Raw genomic sequence first — 20,330 nt, forward strand, 5'->3', positions numbered from 1 at the left:
CCGACGATCGCCCAGGGCGCGCCCGCCGCGGGAGTCGGCATCACCCCGCCCGGCACCACCCCGCCCGGCTCCCCGCCGCCGGCTCCCGCCGCGCCGACAAGCCCGCACATGTTCACGCCCCCCGGCGCGGGCCCTCAGACGTTCACGCCCCCGGGCGCCCCCGCCGCCTTCCCCGGTCAGGGACAGCCGCCCTTCCCAGGCGCCACGGCGATCGCGCCCGTGCCGCCCGAGGCGAACGTACGCGTCGTCCTGACGAAGTACGCGGAAGCCCCCGTAGGGGACCGTTGGACCGAGCAGAACCCGCAGCTCGTGCGGGCCACGCTCACCAAGGGCGCCTCCATCCTCGCCAAGCAGGGCAGCATGGTCGCCTACCAGGGCGACATCGACTTCGCCCACAAGGGTTCCGGCCTGCTCGGCAAGCTCACCGGTGCGCTCACCGGCCAGGGCATGTCCCTGATGCGCTGCTCAGGGGAGGGCGAGGTCTTCCTCGCCGATGAGGCCAGCCGGGTGTTCGTCATCCGCCTCCAGGGGGAGCAGCTCTACACCAGCGCCCAGGGTGTGCTCGCCTTCGACGAGTCCCTGGACACCGAGATCCGCCGCATCGAGGGCGCGGGGCTGCCCGGCGGAGGCCTGTTCAGCATGCTCTTCTCCGGCACGGGAGCGGTCGCCGTGAAGACACGCGGCGTGCCGGTCGTCATCCCCGTGGGCCCGGCCACCTACGTCGACGGCAACGCCGTCATCGCCTGGTCCGCCGGTGCGCAGGCCGTCACCACGACCGCGCTGAGGCTGCGCCGGTCCGGATACTCCCGGCAGGCCTCCGAGGCCGTGAACCTCCAGTTCCGGGGCGCCCCCGGCAACTTCGTCGTCGTACAGCCCTTCGAGGTGTGAGGCCCATGGACTCCCAGACTCTGAGTGCGCACCGCGCCGCTGCGACCGGCGTCCGCATGAGTGTGCACAGCTCCAAGACGCTCAAGGTCACCATGGCCACCGGGCACGACCTGCTGGCCAAGGCCGGCTCGATGATCGCCTACGAGGGCTATGTGCAGTTCGACGCGCCGCCCGGCAGCCTCCGCCGTACGGCGGAGGCGATGGTCACCGGCGAGGGCGGCAGGCTGATGCTCTGCCGCGGTGACGGCGACCTCTACCTCGCCGACTACGGCGGCGACATCATCGTCCTGCACCTGGGCGGCGAGGCCCTCTCGGTCAACGGCGCCACGCTGCTGGCCTGCGACGCCTCGCTCGAGCTGACCATCGAACCGGTCAAGGGGCTCGCCAAGCTGTCCGGCTCGGGCCTGACCAACCTCGTCGTACGGGGCACGGGCTGGGTCGCGCTGGTCAGCCGGGGCGTTCCCATGGCCCTGGACTGCGCCGAACGGGAGACGTACGTCGACCCGGACGCGCTCATCGCCTGGACGACCGGCATGGACATGAAGGCCCGCCGCACCGTCAAGGCGAGCGCCCTCATCGGCCGGGGCAGCGGCGAGGCCTTCCAGATCGGCTTCAAGGGGCAGGGCTTCGTGGTCGTCCAGCCGAGCGAGGACACCGGCGACCGATTCAAGATCCGGGGCTGAGAGGAGCACCAGGCACATCATGCACAGCACACTCTTCGCACACGTCCCGGTGGAGTCCACCGGCCGGTACACCCTGCAGAACCCGCAGCTCCTCAAGACGGACGTCACCCAGGGCAGCAGCGCCGTGCTCGCGCGGCAGGGCGCCATGGTGGCCTTCGAGGGGCATGTGGAGTTCGACAGCCAGTACCGCAACCGCAGCTGGCGCAACGTCGAACGGATGACCGGCGAGCGCCTGGAACTCATGCGCTGCAAGGGCAACGGCACCGTCTACCTCGCCAACCTCGCCCAGCACCTGCACATCATGGAGGTCGGCCGCGGCATCACCGTCGACAGCTCGTACGTGCTCGCCTTCGACGGCTCCCTCGGAGTCGGCATCGTCGCGGTCGACAGCGCGGTGGAGGTGGCCTCGGCGGGTGCCTACAACCTGGAGTTGTCCGGCTCCGGGCAGGTCGTCCTCATGACCTCGGGCGAGCCGCTGGTGCTGGAAGTGACCCCGGAGAAGAACATCTGCTGCGACGCGGACGCGGTGGTCGCCTGGTCCACGTCCCTGCGCACTCAGCTACAGGCCCCCACCTCCACGTCCGCCGTGTGGCGCCGCAGGGGCTCCACCGGCGAGGGCTGGGAGATGCAGTTCTCCGGGACGGGCCACGTCCTGGTGCAGCCCAGTGAGCTGCTGCCGCCGCAGCATCTGCGCACATCGGGGGTGCTCGGCCAGTTCGGCATGGGCAGCGGCGGCCTGCGCGGGAACTCCCTCGGGGGCAGCAACAGCTGACCGTTCGGGAGGGTCCAGAAGGCATGCGTAAGGGGCGACCGCAATGGCGGCCGCCCCTTACGCATGCCTTCAGAACCTCACGCGCGTCGCTTCCACCAGTCGTACGACAGACTCGTCCGCTACGCCCGCGACCTCGTCGTAGGCGAACCAGCGCAGGTCCAGGGACTCGTCGCTGATCGCCTCGACGGCCCCGGCCGGAGCCAGCGCCGCGTACTGGACATCGAGGTGCCAGGCGCAGGGCGTGTGATGCCGGTCCAGGCGCACCGGACCGCCGGGCAGCAGGCTCAGTCCCGCGATGCCCGACTCCTCGGTCCCCTCACGCAGGGCGGCGGCCGACAGCGTGTCGTCGCCCGGCTCGCAGTGGCCGCCCATCTGCAGCCACATCCGCAGCTTCCTGTGCAGGGTCAGCAGCACCCGGCCGCGCTCGGCGTCGATCACCAGGGCGCTCGCCGTGATGTGCCCGTCCGTGCAGGCCTTCCACATGCCGTCCGGGTGCGCCGCGAGGTGGTCCAGGTAGACCTGGCGCAGCTCTCCTAGGTCCTCGTGATTCTTCAGGACGAGGACCGTGTCGTCGTACAGGCTCACTCGGTGTCGTCGCCCTTGTCCGCGTCCTTGGGGTCCTTGTGGCCCTTGGGATCCTTGGCGCCGTCGTCCTTCTTCCTGAGGTCGGGCTTGTCCGCCGCCTCGCCGAGCATCTTGTCCAACTCGGAGAAGTCCAGCTGCTCGCGGTGCACGAAGCCGTCCGGGTCGTCCAGGTCGGACGCCGTGGGCAGCATGTCCGGGTGGGCCCACAGGGCGTCCCGGCCATCGACACCGCGCGCGTCCGTGAGGGAGGCCCACAGACGGGAGGCGTCGCGCAGGCGGCGCGGGCGCAGCTCCAGCCCGATCAGCGTGGCGAACGTCTGCTCGGCCGGGCCGCCCGAGGCGCGGCGGCGGCGCAGGGTCTCGCGCAGCGCGTCGGCCGACGACAGGCGCGGCTTCGCGGCCGCGTGGACCACCGCGTCCACCCAGCCCTCCACGAGCGCAAGAGCCGTCTCCAGACGGGCCAGGGCCGCCTTCTGCTCTGGCGTGTCCTCCGGCTGGAACATGCCCTGCTGGAGGGCGTCCTGCAGCTGCTCCGGGTTCTGCGGGTCGAACTGGCCGACCACGTCCTCCAGCTTGGCCGTGTCGACCTTGATCCCGCGCGCGTAGCCGTCGACCGCGCCGAACAGGTGGGAGCGCAGCCACGGCACGTGCGCGAACAGGCGCTGGTGGGCGGCCTCGCGCAGGGCGAGATACAGCCGCACCTCCTCCTTCGGCACGCCGAGGTCCTTGCCGAACGCCTCGATGTTCACCGGCAACAGCGCGGCCCGGCCGGCCGGGCCGAGCGGCAGGCCGATGTCGGTGGAGCCGAAGACCTCGCCCGCGAGCACGCCGACGGCCTGACCGATCTGCGTGCCGAACATGGCGCCGCCCATCGAGCGCATCATGCCGATCAGCGGGCCGGCCATGGCCTGCATCTCCTCCGGCAGGACATCGCCCATGGCGGTGCCGACGCGCTCGGCGACCGGGTCGACGAGCTCCTTCCACGCGGGCAGAGTCGCCTCGACCCACTCCGCGCGGGACCAGGCCACGGAGGAGGCCGCGCCGGACGGCAGGGACGTCGCGTCGTCCAGCCACAGGTCGGCCAGGCGGACGGACTCCTCGACCGAGCTGCGCTCGGCGGGGCCGACGCTCGCGTCCTTGGTGCCGTCCGCGGTGCCCTGGGAGACGGTCTGGCGGGCGATCTGCTTGGCCATGTCCCAGTTCACCGGGCCGCCCTCGTACGAGAGCATCTGGCCCAGCTGCTGGAAGGCGGCGCCCAGGTCGGTGGGGTTCAGCGAACCGAACATGGCAGCGAGCGGATTGTCGGCACCTGGACTGCCCGGGCCACCGAAGCCACCGGCTCCGGGCAGCCCGCCGAAACCGAACGGGTTGGCCGGGCCCTGACCACCACCGCTCTCCTGGTCCTTCTTCTTGCCCTCGTCGCCGTCGTCCGGCTCCTCCGGCGGAAGGCCGAATCCGAATGGGGTGTCACTCACGGGATTCCTCGGCTGGTAAGGCCGCCGGTAGTCTCCGACGGCGCGACTGCCCGATAACACCACCCAGCGTAGACACCATGGGCGGTTCGGGCCTCGGTGCTTCGCCGACTCTTGGCCTGCGGCAGGATGGATGCCACCTGGTACGTACGCGTCACTCGCGTACGTACTGAAGACAACCGCTGGAGACGCCCGGTGAGTTCCCCAGATCCGCAGGTTCGCGCAGCGCGAAACCAGTCAACCAGTCCCGCCGCCCGAGGGCCCGTCGTCGCCGTCACCGGCGCCGCGTCCGGCATCGGCGCGCTGCTCACCGAGCGGCTTGTCGCGTCGGACGAGATCAAGCAGGTCATTGCGCTGGACGAGCGGCGCGGTGACTGTGCGGCGGCGCAGTGGCACATCCTGGATGTGCGGGATCCGGCCATCGCGGAGAAGCTGCGCGGGGCCGATGTGGTGGTCCATCTGGCGCTCGATCTGGATCTGGAGACCGATCCCGCCGCCCGTACGGCCTACAACGTACGGGGGACACAGACCGTGCTGACCGCTGCCGCCGCGGCGGGGATCCACCGGGTCGTGCTGTGCACCTCCTCGATGGTCTACGGGGCGCTGCCGGACAACGAGCTGCCGCTGTCCGAGGACGCGGAGCTGCGGGCCACGGCGGAGGCGACCGGGGTCGGGGACCTGCTGGAGATCGAGCGGCTCGCGCGGCGCGCTCCGCGGGCGCATCCGGGACTTAACGTGACCGTTGTGCGGCCCGCGGTGCTGGTGGGGGGTACCGACACCGCGCTGACCCGGTACTTCGAGTCGCCTCGGTTGCTTGTCGTCGCCGGGTCGCGGCCGGCCTGGCAGTTCTGCCATGTCGAGGATCTGTGCAGTGCTCTGGAGTACGCCGTTCTGGAGAAGGTCGACGGGGAGCTCGTCGTCGGGTGCGACGGGTGGCTGGAGCAGGAGGAGGTCGAGGAGCTGAGCGGGATCCGGCGGATGGAGCTGCCGTCCGCTGTCGCCCTGGGGGCGGCGGCTCGGCTGCACCGGATCGGGCTCACGCCGTCTCCCGCGGGGGATCTGGCTTACACGATGTACCCGTGGGTCGTGAGTGGGAGCCGGCTGCATGACGCGGGGTGGCGGCCGCAGTGGACCAATGAAGAGGTGCTGGCGGAGCTGCTGGAGGAGGTTTCCGGGAGGCATACGGTGGCCGGGCGGCGGCTTGGCCGGAAGGACGCGACCGCGGCGGGGGCTGCGGGTGCGACGGTGGCTCTGCTGGGTGCGGCGGCTGTGGTGCGGCGGGCTCGCAAGGCCCGGCGGCGGATCTGAGGGGGTAGGCGGTGACGCCGTCCTGTAGGAGCCTCCGAACGGCCACGCGCGTGTGCCGGGTGACATCGGTATTTCCCGTGCTCCCCGGCTTGCGGCACGATGGGGGCATGGCATCCATCAGTGATCATCCCGGCGAGCAGGCCGCACAAGACCCCATCAAGCTTCTCGCCATCCGGGAGACGGCCCTCTCCTTGGACGAGGTCTTCCGGGCCGTCGGGGACGATGCCGCAGGGGGGACCGCGTTGTTCGTCGGGACCGTGCGGAATCACGACGGGGGTGCCGATGTCGACGAGCTCGGGTATTCGTGTCATCCCAGTGCCGAGGCCGAGATGCGGCGGATCGCCGAGAAGGTCGTCGCGGAGTATCCGGTGCGGGCGCTCGCCGCGGTGCATCGGGTCGGTGACCTCAGGGTCGGGGATCTCGCCGTCGTCGTCGCCGTTTCCTGTCCCCACCGTGGGGAGGCCTTCGAGGCCTGTCGGAAGCTGATCGACGACCTCAAGCACGAGGTGCCCATCTGGAAGCACCAGAAGTTCTCCGACGGCACCGAGGAGTGGGTCGGCGCATGCTGACTCCCTGGGTGTGACCTGCTGACTTCTTCGGTGCGCCTGCCGAACCCTTGCTCACCCCTCCGGTTGCGTAACCCCACCCCCGGCGTGAGCGTTGTCAGTGCAGATGACTAATCTGCTGATCAGTCAGTTGCGGTGGCTCAGGTGGGGTTGGAGGTCGGCATGGGGGCGCTCGTCTGGTTGCTGATTCCGCTTTTGGCTGCGGTCGGCGGCGGCTTGTGGGGCAGTTGGGCCAACCGGACGCGCAGGATACGAAGCGACGGCCCCGAGCTGGACGGGTATGCCCGGTTCCGCGAGGCCATGGAGAAGTCCCACACCGGCATGTGACCGGACGCCGCCCTGACGGTGTGCTGACAGGAGCGTCCCGTACTGTCGTGGCATGCCACGCCGCACCGCGACGATGCTCGCCTCCACTCTGATGCTGATCGCACTCCTGTGCGCGGGAGTGTTCATCAACGTGCCGTATGCGGAGATGTCACCGGGCCCGACGGTGAACACTCTCGGGGACCACGACGGCGAGCCGGTGCTGCAGATTTCCGGGCGGAAGACCTATGCGGCGAGCGGTCATCTGAACATGACCACCGTGCGCGTCACCAGCGCCGACTACAAGATGAACCTTGTCGAGGCCGTGTACGGGTGGCTTGCCCATGACAACAAGGTCGTGCCGCACGACACCCTCTACCCCGACGGCAAGACCGAGGAGCAGTCCACCCAGGAGAACGCCGAGGAGTTCAGCCAGTCCCAGGAGAGCGCCAAGGTCGCCGCACTGAAGGAGCTGGACGTCCCGGTGAAGTCCTGGGTGATCGTCTCGACCGTCGTCAAGGACTCCCCGGCCGAGGGCAAGCTGCACGCCGGTGACGTGATCAAGGCCGTCGACGGTACGACGGTGAAGGAACCGGCCGACGTCGCCGAGCTGGTGACCAAGCACAAGCCCGGCCAGGACGTCGTCTTCACCATCGTGCCCGCGAAGGAGCAGGCCGCCGCGGAGAAGGAGAACAGGACGGCGACCAGGACCGAGGAGGTGACCATCAGGACCGCGACGTCCGACGACGGTGGCGAGAAGCGTGCCATCGTCGGGATCTCCGCGGGGACGGATCACACGTTCCCGTTCACCATCGACATCAAGCTGGCCGATGTCGGCGGGCCGAGCGCCGGCCTGATGTTCGCGCTCGGCATCTACGACAAGCTCACCCCGGGCAGCCTAACCGGCGGCAAGTTCGTCGCCGGCACCGGCACGATCGACGACGCGGGCAAGGTCGGCCCGATCGGCGGCATCGAGATGAAGACCGTCGGCGCGCGCGAGAGGGGCGCCCAGTACTTCCTCACGCCCGCCGCCAACTGCGCGGCCGCCGCGAGCGACACCCCCAAGGGGCTCACCCTCGTCAAGGTCGACACGATCGACGACGCCCTCGGCGCCCTGAAGGACATCCGCTCCGGCGACACCGCCGGCCTGCCGAAGTGCACCACCGGGTAGTGCCGAAGTGCACCACCGGACGAGGTGCACCGCCGGACAGTCGCGCGGACCTGCATCTACTCCTCGAACGTCGCCGCCAGCGCCTCCGCCAGACCCGGCACCAGGTCGGATCCCGTGAGGACCTCCGTCGGGGAGTCCTTCTCGCGCAGCCGGAGAGCCGACTCGCGGGCGCCGTCCCGCAGTACGGCGACCGTCATACGGACCTCCTGGCGGTCCGGGTGCTCGGCCACCCACTGGGCCAGCTTCTTGTCGCTCAGCCCCTCCGGGACGGACGCCTCGGCGGACGGCGGCAGCATCAGCCGCTCCACCGTGAGCGCGCAGCCGACCACCGCGTCGGGCCAGGCGATGGTGCCGAGGAACTCGTCGAGCGGCTTGCCCGTTGGAATCTCGTCCTGCTCGATCGGGGTGAGGCCGGTGATCTTCTGCTCCTCCTCGAGGCCGAGCTGGGCCGCGAGGGCGGGTTCCTGGGATCGCAGCCGGGCGGTGTCTACGAGGGCGAAGAGGCGGGCGGGCTGGTCCCAGCCGAGGCCGGAGGCGTACTCGTCGATCTCGAGGACCGCCCGGGTCAGCGGGCTCGCCGCCATGGGAGTGTTGGACATGGTCACAATCCTGCCTCGTTCCCGGCCCGAATCGGGAACCGAGTAAAGCGTGAGTAAGTTGCATAGATGAGGGCCTACGATCACGTGGCCCACGGACGGCCCGTGACGACGCGGGCCTGACGGACCAACAGCGAACTTCGAGGTGCGCACCTTGGCTTTCCAGATGCCGGACCGCGGCGGAGGCCCGACGGGGCCACGGATCAGAGTGGGCCGCCCGTCCCGGCGTGTCCGGACCCTGCTCATGACGCTGGGCGTCCTTGCCGTTCTCGGCATGGCGTTCACCATGTTCGCGGGGTTCTGGACGGACTGGCTCTGGTACCGGTCGGTGAACTACTCGTCCGTGTTCACGACCACCCTGTGGACCAAGATCGGGCTCTTCTTCGTCTTCGGTCTGCTGATGGCCCTCGCGGTCGGCTTCAACATCTGGCTGGCGCACCGGCTGCGGCCGCCGCTGAGCGCCATGTCGATGGAGCAGCAGAGCCTCGACCGCTACCGGATGGGCATCGCGCCGTACAAGAAGTGGCTGCTGTTCGGGATCACCGCCCTGGTGGGCCTGATCGCCGGCGCCTCCGCCTCCAGTCAGTGGCGGACCTGGCTGATGTGGGTCAACGGCGTCTCGTTCGGCGAGAAGGACCCGCAGTTCCATCTCGATGTGTCGTTCTTCGCCTTCGATCTGCCCTGGTACCGGTTCCTGCTCGGCTTCGGCTTCGCCGCCGCGATCCTCTCCGTGATCGCCGCCGCGCTCACCCACTACCTGTACGGCGGGCTCAGGATCACCTCCCCGGGCGCGCGCGCCACCGCTGCCGCGACGGGGCACCTGTCGGTGCTGCTGGGCATCTTCGTCGCCCTCAAGGCGGTCGCGTACTGGCTCGACCGGTACGGACTGGCGGTGAAGTCCAGCGACTTCAAGGCCACCGACAACTGGACGGGCCTCAGGTACGTCGACGCCAACGCCTATCTGCCGGCCAAGACGATCCTGTTCTGCATCGCGGTCATCTGCGCCCTGCTGTTCTTCGCCACCCTGTGGCGGCGCACCTGGCAGCTGCCCGTCATCGGCTTCGGTCTGATGGTGCTCTCGGCGATCCTCATCGGCGGTCTGTACCCGGCGATCGTCCAGAAGTTCCAGGTCCAGCCGAACGAGCAGGCCAAGGAAGCGCCGTACGTCGAGAAGAACCTCAAGGCGACGCGCGACGCGTACGGCATCGACGACTCCAAGGTCTCCGAGTACTCGGGCAAACCCAGCACCACGGACAAGACCAAGCTGCGCGACGACGCCGCCGACGCGGCGAGCATCCGCATCATGGACCCGAACATCGTCTCGCCGACGTTCCAGCAGCTCCAGCAGATGCGGAACTACTACGCGTTCCCGACCAACCTGGACGTCGACCGCTACAGCAAGGACGGCCAGGACCAGGACACGGTCATCGGTCTGCGTGAGCTGAACCTCAACGGCATTCCGAAGAACAACTGGATCAACGACCACTTCCGCTACACCCACGGCTACGGCGTGGTCGCCGCCAAGGGCACCACCGCCGACACCGAGGGCCGCCCGGTCTTCACCGAGTCCGACCTGCCGTCCAAGGGCGACCTGGGGACGTACCAGCAGCGGATCTACTACGGCGAGAAGACCACCACGTACTCGATCGTCGGCGGCCCCCAGAAGGAGATCGACTACTCCGACGACAGCGGCGAGAAGACCTACAGCTACAACGGCGACGGTGGGGTCAACCTCTCCAACCCGATAAACAGGGCCGCGTACGCCGCGGCGTTCAGCGAGCCGCAGATCCTCTACTCCGGAGCGATCGGCGACGGTTCGCGGATTCTGTACAACCGCACGCCCAAGCAGCGTGTCGAGGCGGTGGCCCCCTGGCTGACCATCGACGGCGACGCCTATCCGGCGGTGGTGGGCGGCAAGATCCAGTGGATCGTCGACGCGTACACGACGACGAACGGATACCCGTACTCCTCGCGTACGACTCTCGGTGATACGACGGCCGACTCCTTGACCGCGACCAACAACGCGCGCGCGGTGGTGGCCCAGCAGAACCAGGTCAACTACATCCGCAACTCGGTGAAGGCGACCGTCGACGCGTACACCGGCGAGGTCAAGCTCTACCAGTGGGACACCAAGGACCCGGTCCTCAAGACCTGGATGAAGGCGTTCCCCGGCACGGTGGAGCCGAGGAGTGACATCTCGGAGTCGCTCATGGCTCATCTGCGGTACCCGCAGGACCTGTTCAAGGTCCAGCGTGAGCTGCTCACCCGCTACCACGTCGCGGACGCGGACACCTTCCTCAGCGGCAGCGAGGTGTGGCAGGTGCCGGACGACCCGACCAACAAGTCGGGCAACGCGGTGCCGCCGTACTACCTGAGCATGAAGATGCCCGACCAGGCGGCACAGGCGTTCTCGCTGACGACGACCTTCACGCCCAACGGCCGGGACAACCTCAGTGCGTTCATGTCGATCGACGCCGAGGCGGGCACGCCCGACTACGGCAAGATCAGAATCCTGAAGTTGCCGACAAGTACGACCGTCGACGGACCTAAACAGGTCCAGAGCCAGTTCAACTCCGAACAGGACATCGCCGAATCGATCAGGCTCCTGAGAGGCGGCGACTCCGAGGTCGAGTACGGCAACCTGCTGACGGTGCCACTCGACGGAGGACTGCTCTACGTGGAGCCGGTCTACGTACGCGGTGGTGGACTGAAGTACCCGCTGCTGCGCAAGGTGTTGGTGTCCTACGGAGGCAACACCGCCTTCGAGGACACGCTCGACGAGGCCCTCAACAAGGTCTTCGGAGCGGAGGGCCCGACCACCGAGCCACCACCGGACGAGGGCGAGACGACCCCTCCGCCACCGACGTCCACCAACCCGACGGTCCAAGAAGCGCTGAACGACGCCCAGAAGGCCTTCGAGGCCGGCCAGCAGGCTCTGAAGGACAACAACTGGACGGCGTACGGCGAGGCGCAGAAGGACCTGGAGGAGGCGCTGCGGCGGGCCGAGGACGCGCAGAACCAGGCCGGCGGGACCGGCGGCAGCAGCCCAAGTCCCAGCGGTAGCCCCAGTCCCGGCGGCAGTCCGAGTCCCGCCGGCAGTCCTGACAGCAGCTGATCGAAAAGCCCACCTCGCGCCGTGATACGGTTGCAGAACAACGGCGCGGGGTGGAGCAGCTCGGTAGCTCGCTGGGCTCATAACCCAGAGGTCGCAGGTTCAAATCCTGTCCCCGCTACTGAAGTCGACGACGCGTCGTACGACAGCGAAGGCCCGGATCCTGAAAAGGATCCGGGCCTTCGTGGTGTGCGAACGCATGTGCCGACGTAGGGGACGGCCGTGCCGCCGAGGGGAGTTGAGGGATCTGTGTTTGACTTGTCTCTCTGTGGGCATGTCGACAAAACGCTGAAGTGACCTCACTGGCTGCGGTATACCAGGTGTACCCAGGTTGCAGGTGGTGCGACGATGGACGTTATGGGGGACAAGGCGACTCTGTTCGAGACAGGGCGATTTGTGCAGCCTTCCCAGCAGGACGAGGCCGGGGAGGTGGCCGACGACGCCGCCGAGGAGGTCCGTCGGCGGATCGCGGCCGAAGCCGGCGACATCGAGGCGATGAGCGTCCTCGGAGCCATGCTGCTGCGCCGCGGCGATCTCGACGGAGCCGAGCCCCATCTGCGTGCCGCCACCGCCGCCGGTGACCGTGCCGCCGCCAACAACCTCGGGGTCCTTCTTCACCAGCGTGGTTACGCCGACGAGGCCGCCGGGTGGTGGCGCATCGCCGCCGTGGCCGGGTCCGCCGCGGCCGCGCACGCGCTGGGCCGTCATCACCGCGAGCGGGGCGACGAGCCCGCCGCGGAGTACTGGCTGCGCCAGTCCGCCGAGCAGGGGCACTCGCTGGGGGCCTACGCGCTCGCCGATCTGCTGGAGCACCGCGGCGACGCCGGGGCCGAGCGGTGGATGCGGGCCGCGGCCGAGCGGGGGCACCGGGAGGCGGCGTACCGCCTGGCACGCGCGCTCGATCGCCGGGCGGCGGACGAGGAGGAGGCACCCGCCTCCGGACCTGGAGCCGACGACGGTGCCTCCCTGCTGGGCGAGGCCGAACAGTGGTACCGGCAGGCCGCCGCGCGCGGACACCGGCGGGCCGCGCTGCACCTCGGGGCGATCCTGGAGAAGCGCGGCCAGCTCAAGGAGGCCGGGCGCTGGTACCTGACGTCCGCCAAGGACGGGGAAGCGCGCGCCGCCTGCGCGCTCGGGTTTCTGCTGCGGGACGCGGGAGACACCGAGAGCGCGGCCGTGTGGTGGCTCAGAGCCGCGCAGGACGGGGACGGCAACGCGGCCAACGCGCTGGGCGCGCTGCACGCCGAGCGCGGTGAGCCGCAGACCGCCGAGCGGTGGTACCGAGCCGCGATGGACGCCGGGGACGACAATGGCGCGTACAACCTCGGGCTGCTCTGCGCCGAGCAGGGGCGCACCGCGCAGGCCGAGCAGTGGTACCGGCGGGCCGCGTACGCCGGGCACCGCGAGGCGGCCAACGCGCTGGCGATCCTGCTGCTCCAGGGCGGGGATGCGGCCGGGGCGGAGCCGTGGTTCTCGAAGGCCGCCGAGGCGGGAAGTGTCGACGCCGCGTTCAACCTGGGGATCCTGTTCGCGGGGCGGGGCGAGGAGTCCGTAGCACTGCGGTGGTACGAGCGGGCCGCGGCCGCCGGGCACACGGAGGCGGCGCTGCAGGTCGGCATCGCGCGGCTGCGGCACGGGGACGAGCCCGAGGCGGAGCGGCATCTGCGGTGTGCGGCGGGGGGCGGTAGCGCCGAGGCCGCGTACCGGCTGGCGACCGTGCTCGACGCGCGGCGGCCGCCGGCGCCCGCGCACGAGCTCGGGGAGACCGTGCACGAGAAGACCGAGTGCGAGGAGTGGTACGAGCGGGCCGCTGGTCAGGGGCACCGGCGGGCGCAGGTCCGGGTCGGGATGCTGGCCGCCGCGCGCGGCGACGTGGTGGAGGCGGCTCGTTGGTACCGGCAGGCGGCCGAGGCCGGGTCGCGGAACGGGGCGTTCAATCTGGGGCTGCTGCTGGCCCGGGAGGGGAGTGAGCCGGAGGCGGCGGTGTGGTGGACGCGGGCGGCCGACGCCGGGCACGGGCGGGCGGCGCTGCGGCTGGCCCTGGTCTACGCGCGTCGGGGAGAGCTGGCCGAAGGGCAGCGGTGGGCCGACCGGGCGGTGTCCCTCGGGCCGGGCGAGGTCGCGGAGCGGGCGGCTCGGTTGCGGGACGCGCTTCGGCAGGAGCTGTCGGCGTGACCCCGCGCTGGGCCGAGGGCCGGTTTGACGGACCGTCCTGACCTGGGCCGATGCAGGGCAGGTAATCGATTTGCTTCTGTCCGCGTCCTTGACGTAATGTTGCATTCATCGACGCGGGGTGGAGCAGCTCGGTAGCTCGCTGGGCTCATAACCCAGAGGTCGCAGGTTCAAATCCTGTCCCCGCTACTGAAGGCCGAGGGCCGGAATCCGAAAGGGTTCCGGCTCTCGGTGCGTTCAAGGCGTTCAGGTCAGGCGCGGTGGCCCACCGCCTCCTCGTACAAGGATCTGTTCACCGTCTGTGACTCCGGGAGCGGGTCTCCCTCTGCCACGCCCTGGGCGACGTACGCGGACTGCAGGCGGTCCGTCGTGCCCGCGCGGATTTCCCAAGATCATGGCGGCGGCCGGGCGAGCCACACGGCGGAGCCGCATATCGGGCCGCAGCGTGGTACGGATCTCCACCGTGCCCGTGCTCGGCCGGAGCAGCCCCGCCGCTTGCGCAGCAGCGTGGACTTGCCGCAGCCGGAGGGGCCGACGACGCAGACGAACTCGCCCGGGGCGACGGTCAGGTCGAGCGGACCGAGGGCGTCGACGGTGTGCGGGCCGCGGCCGAAGGTGCGGGTCAGTTCGGTGGCGTGGAGTTTTGGGCGCGGATCTCCCACGGTTGCTCTCGCGGAGTTCGGTACGGGGCGGGGGGTGCCGCACGACGATATGACGGTCCGTCAGATCCAGGAAGCCCGTACGGCGCATGGAGTCGTCTTCGTACGGAGTCTTCGTGCGGAGTCTTCGTACGCAGCACGAAGCCCCGGCTCCCAAGAGGGTGCCGGGGCTTCAGTGAGTGTCGCGGGGTGTGCCGGCCTTGCTAGGCCGCCGCGCAGTTCGGGCAGACGCCGCGGTACGTCACCTCGACGTCCGAGACCGTGAAGCCGAAGCGCTCCGAGTCGGGGAGGTCGGCCAGCGGGTTGCCGCTCGGGTGGACGTCTCGGATCGCGCCGCACTGGGCGCAGACGAGGTGGTGGTGCGGCCGGTGGGCGTTGGGGTCGTACCGCTTGGCGCGCTTGTCGGTGGCGACCTCGAGGACCTCGCCGAGGGAGACCAGCTCGCCCAGCGTGTTGTAGACGGTCGCCCGGGAGATCTCCGGCAGCTTGGCGACGGCCCGCGCGTGGACCTCGTCGGCCGTCAGGTGGACGTGATCGCCGTCGAGGACCTCGGCCACGACGCGCCGCTGCGCGGTCATCCGCCAGCCGCGGCCGCGCAGTCGTTCCAGAAGGTCACTCATAAAGACCAGCCTAACAGGAGGGGAACCAGATCCCGAACGAATGTGACTTTGGAGCATTGCTTGACTTAGACATTGTCCATTGTAGGATCGAGATCGGCTTTGGCCAAGGCGACAGGAACAGGCAGCAGTAACGTGGGCACCATGAGCGAATCCCAGGCTCCGACGACCGTCGAGGAGCTGCGCGGTGCCGGCCTGCGAGCGACGGAAGCCGGTCGGCGAGGCCCTCTGCCTGACGGTGTCCCATGGCCGGGGCTTCTCGAACGACGACGCCGCGGTCATCCATCGGGGTCTGCGCCCCGACCGTTCCACCGCCCGCAGTTGCTGAGCACCGTGATCCGCCCAATCCCGAAGGATTCCCATGACTGAGAACCATGACGCGATCGTCACAGACGACAAGTCGGAGGAGGCGGGCGGCTGCCCCGTCGCGCACGGTCGCGCGCTGCACCCCACCCAGGGCGGTGGAAACCGCCAGTGGTGGCCGGAGCGGCTCAATGTGAAGATCCTCGCCAAGAACCCCGTCGTGGCCAACCCCCTCGGTGAGGAGTTCGACTACGCCGAGGCGTTCAAGGCCCTCGACCTCGACGCCGTGAAGCAGGACATCGCCGAGGTGCTGACCACCTCGCAGGACTGGTGGCCGGCCGACTTCGGCAACTACGGCCCGCTGATGATCCGTATGGCCTGGCACAGCGCCGGCACCTACCGCATCAGCGACGGCCGCGGCGGCGCCGGAGCCGGGCAGCAGCGTTTCGCCCCCCTCAACAGCTGGCCGGACAACGGCAACCTGGACAAGGCCCGCCGTCTGCTGTGGCCGGTCAAGAAGAAGTACGGCCAGAACATCTCCTGGGCCGACCTCATGATCCTCACCGGCAACGTCGCCCTGGAGCAGATGGGCTTCGAGACCTTCGGCTTCGGCGGTGGGCGCGAGGACGTCTGGGAGCCGGAGGAGGACGTCTACTGGGGTCCCGAGACCACCTGGCTCGACGACAAGCGCTACACCGGCGACCGTGAGCTGGAGAACCCGCTCGGCGCGGTCCAGATGGGCCTCATCTACGTCAACCCGGAGGGCCCGAACGGCAACCCGGACCCGATCGCCGCGGCCCGTGACATCCGCGAGACGTTCCGCCGGATGGCGATGAACGACGAGGAGACGGTCGCCCTGATCGCCGGCGGCCACACCTTCGGCAAGACGCACGGCGCGGGCCCGGCGGACGCCGTCGGCGCCGACCCCGAGGCCGCCTCCATGGAGGAGATGGGCCTGGGCTGGAAGAGCACCCACGGCACCGGCAAGGGCGGCGACGCCATCACCTCCGGCCTGGAGGTGACGTGGACCGAGACGCCCACGCAGTGGAGCAACAACTTCTTCAAGAACCTGTTCGAGTACGAGTACGAGCTCACCCAGAGCCCGGCCGGCGCGAACCAGTGGGTGGCGAAGAACGCCGAGGCGATCATCCCCGACGCGCACGACGCGTCGAAGACGAAGCTCCCGATGATGCTCACCACCGACCTGTCGCTGCGCTTCGACCCGATCTACGAGCCGATCGCCCGCCGCTTCTACGAGAACCCGGCGGAGTTCGCGGACGCCTTCGCCCGGGCCTGGTACAAGCTGACCCACCGCGACATGGGCCCGAAGTCGCTGTACCTCGGCCCGGAGGTCCCGGAGGAGACCCTGCTGTGGCAGGACCCGCTGCCGGAGCCCGAGGGTGAGGTCATCGGCGCCGCCGACATCGCGGCCCTCAAGGCCAAGCTCCTCGACTCGGGTCTGACCGTCTCCGAGCTGGTCAGCACCGCGTGGGCGTCGGCCTCGACCTTCCGTGGCAGCGACAAGCGCGGCGGCGCCAACGGCGCGCGCATCCGCCTCGAGCCGCAGCGCGGCTGGGAGGTCAACGACCCCGAGCAGCTCGCGACGGTCCTGCGCACCCTGGAGAGCATCCAGCAGGAGTTCAACACCGGCGCCAGGAAGGTCTCCCTGGCCGACCTGATCGTGCTCGGTGGCTGCGTGGGCGTGGAGCGGGCCGCCAAGGACGCCGGCTACGACATCGAGGTGCCCTTCACCCCGGGCCGTGTCGACGCGACCGAGGAGCACACCGACGCGGAGTCCTTCGCCGCGCTCGAGCCGACCGCCGACGGGTTCCGCAACTACCTCGGCAAGGGCAACCGTCTGCCGGCCGAGTACCTGCTGCTCGACAAGGCGAACCTGCTGACGCTGAGCGCTCCCGAGATGACGGTCCTGGTCGGTGGCCTGCGCGTCCTGGGCGCGAACCACCAGCAGTCGCAGCTCGGTGTCCTCACCGAGACCCCTGGGGCCCTGACCAACGACTTCTTCGTCAACCTGCTCGACCTGGGTACGACCTGGAAGTCGACGTCGGAGGACCAGACCACGTTCGAGGGTCGCGACGCCGACACGGGCGAGCTGAAGTGGGCCGGCAGCCGTGCCGACCTGGTCTTCGGCTCGAACTCCGAGCTCCGTGCGCTCGCGGAGGTCTACGCGAGCGACGACGCGAAGGAGAAGTTCGTGAAGGACTTCGTCGCCGCGTGGGACAAGGTGATGAACCTGGACCGGTTCGACCTGGTCTGATTTCTACCTGGCCTGATTTCGGCCTCGCCTGATTTCGGCCTCGTCCGATCAGGTCTCGGCGGGCCGGATCCCCTGGGCAGGGGGTCCGGCCCGCCGGTGCGTTCAGGCCATGCGTTCAGGCCATGCGGTCAGGCCGGTGCGTGCTGTCGGGCCGGGGCCCAGCAGCGGATGATGTCGCGGACCGAGACGATGCCGACAGGCTCGCCGCGGTCGAGCACGATGAGGTGGCGGAAGCCGCCGTGCGCCATGGCGCGGGCCGCCTCCTCCAGGGTCCAGGCCGGGGCGGCGAAGACGACGTCGGTGGTGGTGTGGGCGTGGACGGGCTCCGTGTCCGGGCTCTGGCCCAGGCCCACGGAGTTGAGTACGTCGCGTTCGGTGAGAATGCCGATGCCGCCGGCGTCGGGGTCGAGGACGATGGCCGCGCCGACCCGGCGGGCGGACATCAGGGCGGCGGCCTGGCGGAGGGTGTGGGTGGGGCCGATGGTGAGGACCACTTGGCTCATGGCGTCGCGGACGAGCATGGGTTGGAGGCACCTCCTACGAATCCCCGGACTCTCGGACTCTCGGACTCTCGGATGTCGGGCCTCTCGGACTCCGGTGTCCGCTAGTTCAAGGATTCACAAATTCACAAATGAGGGTCCTCTCAGAGTGACAGGTAAGGCGGAGGTCAACAAGAGGGCGCGTGCGGTCGTTTGAGGGCGCAGGCGCTCATCTGTTTATCTCAGTAGCGCTGGTTGAGATATCCCAGCAGCTCGTCGTGGAGCAGGCCGTTCGAGGCGGCCGCGTTGCCGCTGTGCGGGCCCGGGCGGCCGTCGAGACCGGTGAAGGTGCCGCCGGCCTCCGTCACGACGATCGCGTTCGCGGCCATGTCCCACAGGGAGAGTTCCGGCTCGGCGCAGATGTCGACCGCGCCCTCGGCGACCAGCATGTACGGCCAGAAGTCGCCGTATGCGCGCGTGCGCCACACTTCGCGGGTCAGGTCCAGGAAGCCGTCCAGCCTGCCCTGCTCCTCCCAGCCGCTGAGCGAGGAGTACGCGAAGGAGGCGTCCGTGAGCTTCGAGACACGGGAGACGTGCAGGCGTGAGGCCGAGCTGAGGCTGCGGCCGGTGAAGGCGCCGTGGCCCTTCGCGGCCCACCAGCGGCGGCCGAGGGCGGGGGCGGAGACGACGCCGACGACGGGCTCGAAGCCGGTCTCGCCCGCCTCCATGAGGGAGATGAGGGTGGCCCAGACGGGGACGCCGCGTACGTAGTTCTTGGTGCCGTCGATCGGGTCGACGACCCAGCGGCGGGGGCCGGTGCCTTGGATGCCGTATTCCTCGCCGAGGATCGCGTCGCGGGGGCGGGCGCGCCCGAGTTGGCCGCGGATGAGTTCTTCCGCGGCCTTGTCCGCTTCGCTGACCGGGGTCATGTCCGGCTTCGTTTCGACCTTGAGGTCTAGGGCCTTGAAGCGGGCCATGGTGGCCGCGTCTGCCGCGTCCGCGAGGACGTGGGCGAAGCGGAGGTCGTCGAGGTAGTCGGGCATGTAGCGAACGGTATCTGTCGTGGCTGGTACGGGGCTACGGGGGGCCTTGGGGAGGGGTGTGCGGGGATGGTGCCCGAGGGTTGTTCAGGCACCCCGCGTTCTCGGTCGCGCGGGGTGGGGGCTGGGCGGGGGTGGGGTGCGCAGCCCGGCGCCGACGGGGTGCCGCCCTCTGCGGGTCGCGAGCCGCCCCAGCGGCACGACTGCCCGCAGCTTGACAGCGGGGCGGGGTGGCGCTCGCAGCCTGACGGCAGCGACTGCCCGCGGCTTGACGGCAGCGGCTGCCCGCTGCCTGAGGGCGGCTGGGTGGGTGGGGGTGCTGCGCAGGCTGACGGCGGCGGCTGCCCACAACCTTGAAGGCGGCTGCCCACAGCCTGACGGCAGCGGCTGCCCGCGGCTTGAGGGTGGCGGCTGCCCGCAGCCTGACGGCAGCGGCTGCCCGCGGCTTGAGGGTGGCGGCTGCCCGCAGCCTGACGGCAGCGGCTGCCCGCGGCTTGAGGGTGGCGGCTGCCCGCAGCCTGACGGCAGCGACTGCCCGCGGCTTGACGGCAGCGGCTGCCCGCAGCGTGACGGTGGCGGCTGCTCGCAGCCCTACGGTGTTGGTCAACCGTAGCCCGGCGGGCGTCGCGCGCCCCCGTGTGCCGCCGCGAACCCTTGACAGTGCCTCTGTGCGCGTCAAATCTGGGGCGCAGAGCCGATCGCCCAGGGAGGCGATGATGCCTGCAGCGCGGGAATCCCTGCTGGACGCCGCTTACACGGCGCTGGCGCGCCGGCCGTGGTCCGCTGTGCGGATGGTGGACGTGGCCGCGGCGGCCGGAGTGTCCCGGCAGACGCTGTACAACGAGTTCGGGAGTAAGGAAGGGCTGGCCCGGGCCCTCGTCAGGCGAGAAGCGGACGGGTATCTCACCGGCGTCGAGCGGGCGCTGACCGCGCACGGCGACGTCCGGGAGCGGCTGACCGCGACCGCCGAGTGGACGGCGTCGACGGCCCGTGAGAACGCCCTCGTGCGAGCCATGCTCACCGGCTGCTGGAGCGAGCGGCTGCCCTCGCCGACGCTGAAGGCCGTGCCGTCCTCCTCGGCCGTCCCCGCGCAGCGCCGGGCGGACGGCCCGCTGCCGTCGCCCGGCGACTTCGTGGCCCTGGTGCGTGATCGGGCCGTGGCGGTTCTCTCCGGTCCCGGCGCGGTCAAGTCGGACATCGCCGAACTGGCCCGCTCCTGCGAACTCGTCGTCCGCCTCGCTCTGTCCTGCGTGGCGGCCCCGCCCGGCGAGGGCGGCGTGGCAGATCTCGTACGGAGCGCGCTCAACCGCCAGTTGACCGGCTGACGGC

General features: G+C 70.0%; 17 protein-coding genes, 2 tRNA genes and 1 pseudogene. 13 read left to right on the forward strand and 7 right to left on the reverse strand.

Annotated features, from left to right (window positions below; genetic code table 11):
- The 3 genes from CLM62_RS00890 to CLM62_RS00900 form a co-directional block, all read left to right on the forward strand.
- Positions 1 to 888 (forward strand): AIM24 family protein (locus CLM62_RS00890; protein WP_143658890.1); only part of this gene is annotated, 888 nt, incomplete at its 5' end.
- Positions 889 to 893: 5 nt separating this feature from the next.
- A complete protein-coding gene (locus CLM62_RS00895; RefSeq protein ID WP_095747958.1) occupies positions 894 to 1,571 on the forward strand; it encodes an AIM24 family protein in 678 nt (225 codons plus the stop codon).
- Between the two features lie 19 nt (positions 1,572 to 1,590).
- On the forward strand, positions 1,591 to 2,343 hold the full coding sequence (locus CLM62_RS00900; protein WP_095747959.1) for an AIM24 family protein: 753 nt from the start codon (positions 1,591 to 1,593) through the stop codon (positions 2,341 to 2,343).
- A 69-nt stretch (positions 2,344 to 2,412) separates the two neighbouring features.
- Here the strand turns inward: CLM62_RS00900 and CLM62_RS00905 are convergent, their stop codons facing one another.
- Together CLM62_RS00905 and CLM62_RS00910 are read right to left on the reverse strand one after the other, a co-directional pair.
- Positions 2,413 to 2,928, reverse strand: a complete 516-nt coding sequence (locus tag CLM62_RS00905) for an NUDIX hydrolase (RefSeq protein ID WP_095747960.1) — start codon at positions 2,926 to 2,928, stop codon at positions 2,413 to 2,415.
- Positions 2,925 to 4,403, reverse strand: coding sequence for a zinc-dependent metalloprotease (locus CLM62_RS00910; RefSeq protein ID WP_095747961.1), 1,479 nt, complete (start codon positions 4,401 to 4,403; stop codon positions 2,925 to 2,927). Before CLM62_RS00910 ends, CLM62_RS00905 begins: the two co-directional genes overlap by 4 nt.
- A 192-nt stretch (positions 4,404 to 4,595) precedes the next feature.
- Between CLM62_RS00910 and CLM62_RS00915 the strand changes: the two genes are divergently transcribed.
- The 4 genes from CLM62_RS00915 to CLM62_RS00930 all read left to right on the forward strand — a co-directional run bounded on the left by CLM62_RS00915 (position 4,596) and on the right by CLM62_RS00930 (position 7,748).
- Positions 4,596 to 5,708, forward strand: coding sequence for an SDR family oxidoreductase (locus CLM62_RS00915; protein WP_095747962.1), 1,113 nt, complete (start codon positions 4,596 to 4,598; stop codon positions 5,706 to 5,708).
- A gap of 107 nt (positions 5,709 to 5,815) precedes the next feature.
- Complete coding sequence (locus CLM62_RS00920) at positions 5,816 to 6,277, forward strand: molybdenum cofactor biosynthesis protein MoaE (RefSeq protein ID WP_095747963.1); 462 nt, start codon at positions 5,816 to 5,818, stop codon at positions 6,275 to 6,277.
- Between the two features lie 159 nt (positions 6,278 to 6,436).
- Positions 6,437 to 6,601, forward strand: a complete 165-nt coding sequence (locus CLM62_RS49640) for a hypothetical protein (protein ID WP_179381884.1) — start codon at positions 6,437 to 6,439, stop codon at positions 6,599 to 6,601.
- Positions 6,602 to 6,653: 52 nt separating this feature from the next.
- Complete coding sequence (locus tag CLM62_RS00930) at positions 6,654 to 7,748, forward strand: PDZ domain-containing protein (RefSeq protein WP_095747965.1); 1,095 nt, start codon at positions 6,654 to 6,656, stop codon at positions 7,746 to 7,748.
- Between the two features lie 56 nt (positions 7,749 to 7,804).
- On the opposite strand, the gene CLM62_RS00935 is transcribed toward CLM62_RS00930, so the two are convergent.
- Positions 7,805 to 8,347: a PPA1309 family protein gene (locus CLM62_RS00935; RefSeq protein WP_179381885.1), complete on the reverse strand. Its 543-nt coding sequence runs from the start codon at positions 8,345 to 8,347 to the stop codon at positions 7,805 to 7,807.
- A 163-nt stretch (positions 8,348 to 8,510) separates the two neighbouring features.
- On the opposite strand from CLM62_RS00935, the gene CLM62_RS00940 reads away from it, so the two are divergent.
- The 4 genes from CLM62_RS00940 (at position 8,511) to CLM62_RS00955 (ending at position 13,817) form a co-directional block, all read left to right on the forward strand.
- Positions 8,511 to 11,459 carry a UPF0182 family protein gene (locus tag CLM62_RS00940; protein ID WP_095748021.1) on the forward strand — a complete coding sequence of 983 codons (2,949 nt, stop codon included), beginning with the start codon at positions 8,511 to 8,513 and terminating at the stop codon, positions 11,457 to 11,459.
- Between the two features lie 44 nt (positions 11,460 to 11,503).
- Positions 11,504 to 11,577, forward strand: a tRNA-Met gene (locus CLM62_RS00945).
- A 227-nt stretch (positions 11,578 to 11,804) separates the two neighbouring features.
- Positions 11,805 to 13,631 (forward strand): SEL1-like repeat protein, encoded by a 1,827-nt coding sequence (locus tag CLM62_RS00950; RefSeq protein ID WP_095747966.1) that lies wholly within the window; start codon positions 11,805 to 11,807, stop codon positions 13,629 to 13,631.
- A gap of 112 nt (positions 13,632 to 13,743) precedes the next feature.
- Positions 13,744 to 13,817: transfer RNA gene (locus CLM62_RS00955), tRNA-Met, on the forward strand.
- Positions 13,818 to 14,072: 255 nt separating this feature from the next.
- Here the strand turns inward: CLM62_RS00955 and CLM62_RS00960 are convergent.
- Both CLM62_RS00960 and CLM62_RS00965 read right to left on the reverse strand, forming a co-directional pair.
- A pseudogene (locus tag CLM62_RS00960) lies at positions 14,073 to 14,290 on the reverse strand (ATP-binding cassette domain-containing protein); the annotation flags it as partial.
- Between the two features lie 200 nt (positions 14,291 to 14,490).
- On the reverse strand, positions 14,491 to 14,907 hold the full coding sequence (locus tag CLM62_RS00965; protein WP_095747967.1) for a Fur family transcriptional regulator: 417 nt from the start codon (positions 14,905 to 14,907) through the stop codon (positions 14,491 to 14,493).
- Between the two features lie 358 nt (positions 14,908 to 15,265).
- On the opposite strand from CLM62_RS00965, the gene katG reads away from it, so the two are divergent.
- Positions 15,266 to 17,482 (forward strand): catalase/peroxidase HPI, encoded by a 2,217-nt coding sequence (gene katG / locus CLM62_RS00970; protein ID WP_095747968.1) that lies wholly within the window; start codon positions 15,266 to 15,268, stop codon positions 17,480 to 17,482.
- A 128-nt stretch (positions 17,483 to 17,610) separates the two neighbouring features.
- Here the strand turns inward: katG and CLM62_RS00975 are convergent, their stop codons facing one another.
- Positions 17,611 to 18,003: a cyclic nucleotide-binding/CBS domain-containing protein gene (locus CLM62_RS00975; RefSeq protein WP_095747969.1), complete on the reverse strand. Its 393-nt coding sequence runs from the start codon at positions 18,001 to 18,003 to the stop codon at positions 17,611 to 17,613.
- A 200-nt stretch (positions 18,004 to 18,203) separates the two neighbouring features.
- Positions 18,204 to 19,004 carry a histidinol-phosphatase gene (gene hisN, locus CLM62_RS00980; protein ID WP_095747970.1) on the reverse strand — a complete coding sequence of 267 codons (801 nt, stop codon included), beginning with the start codon at positions 19,002 to 19,004 and terminating at the stop codon, positions 18,204 to 18,206.
- Positions 19,005 to 19,717: 713 nt separating this feature from the next.
- Between hisN and CLM62_RS00985 the strand changes: the two genes are divergently transcribed.
- Positions 19,718 to 20,326 (forward strand): TetR/AcrR family transcriptional regulator, encoded by a 609-nt coding sequence (locus CLM62_RS00985; RefSeq protein WP_095748022.1) that lies wholly within the window; start codon positions 19,718 to 19,720, stop codon positions 20,324 to 20,326.
- The last annotated feature ends 4 nt before the right edge of the window (positions 20,327 to 20,330 follow it).

Source organism: Streptomyces sp. SA15 (assembly GCF_002291145.1).
Classification (GTDB): domain Bacteria; phylum Actinomycetota; class Actinomycetes; order Streptomycetales; family Streptomycetaceae; genus Streptomyces.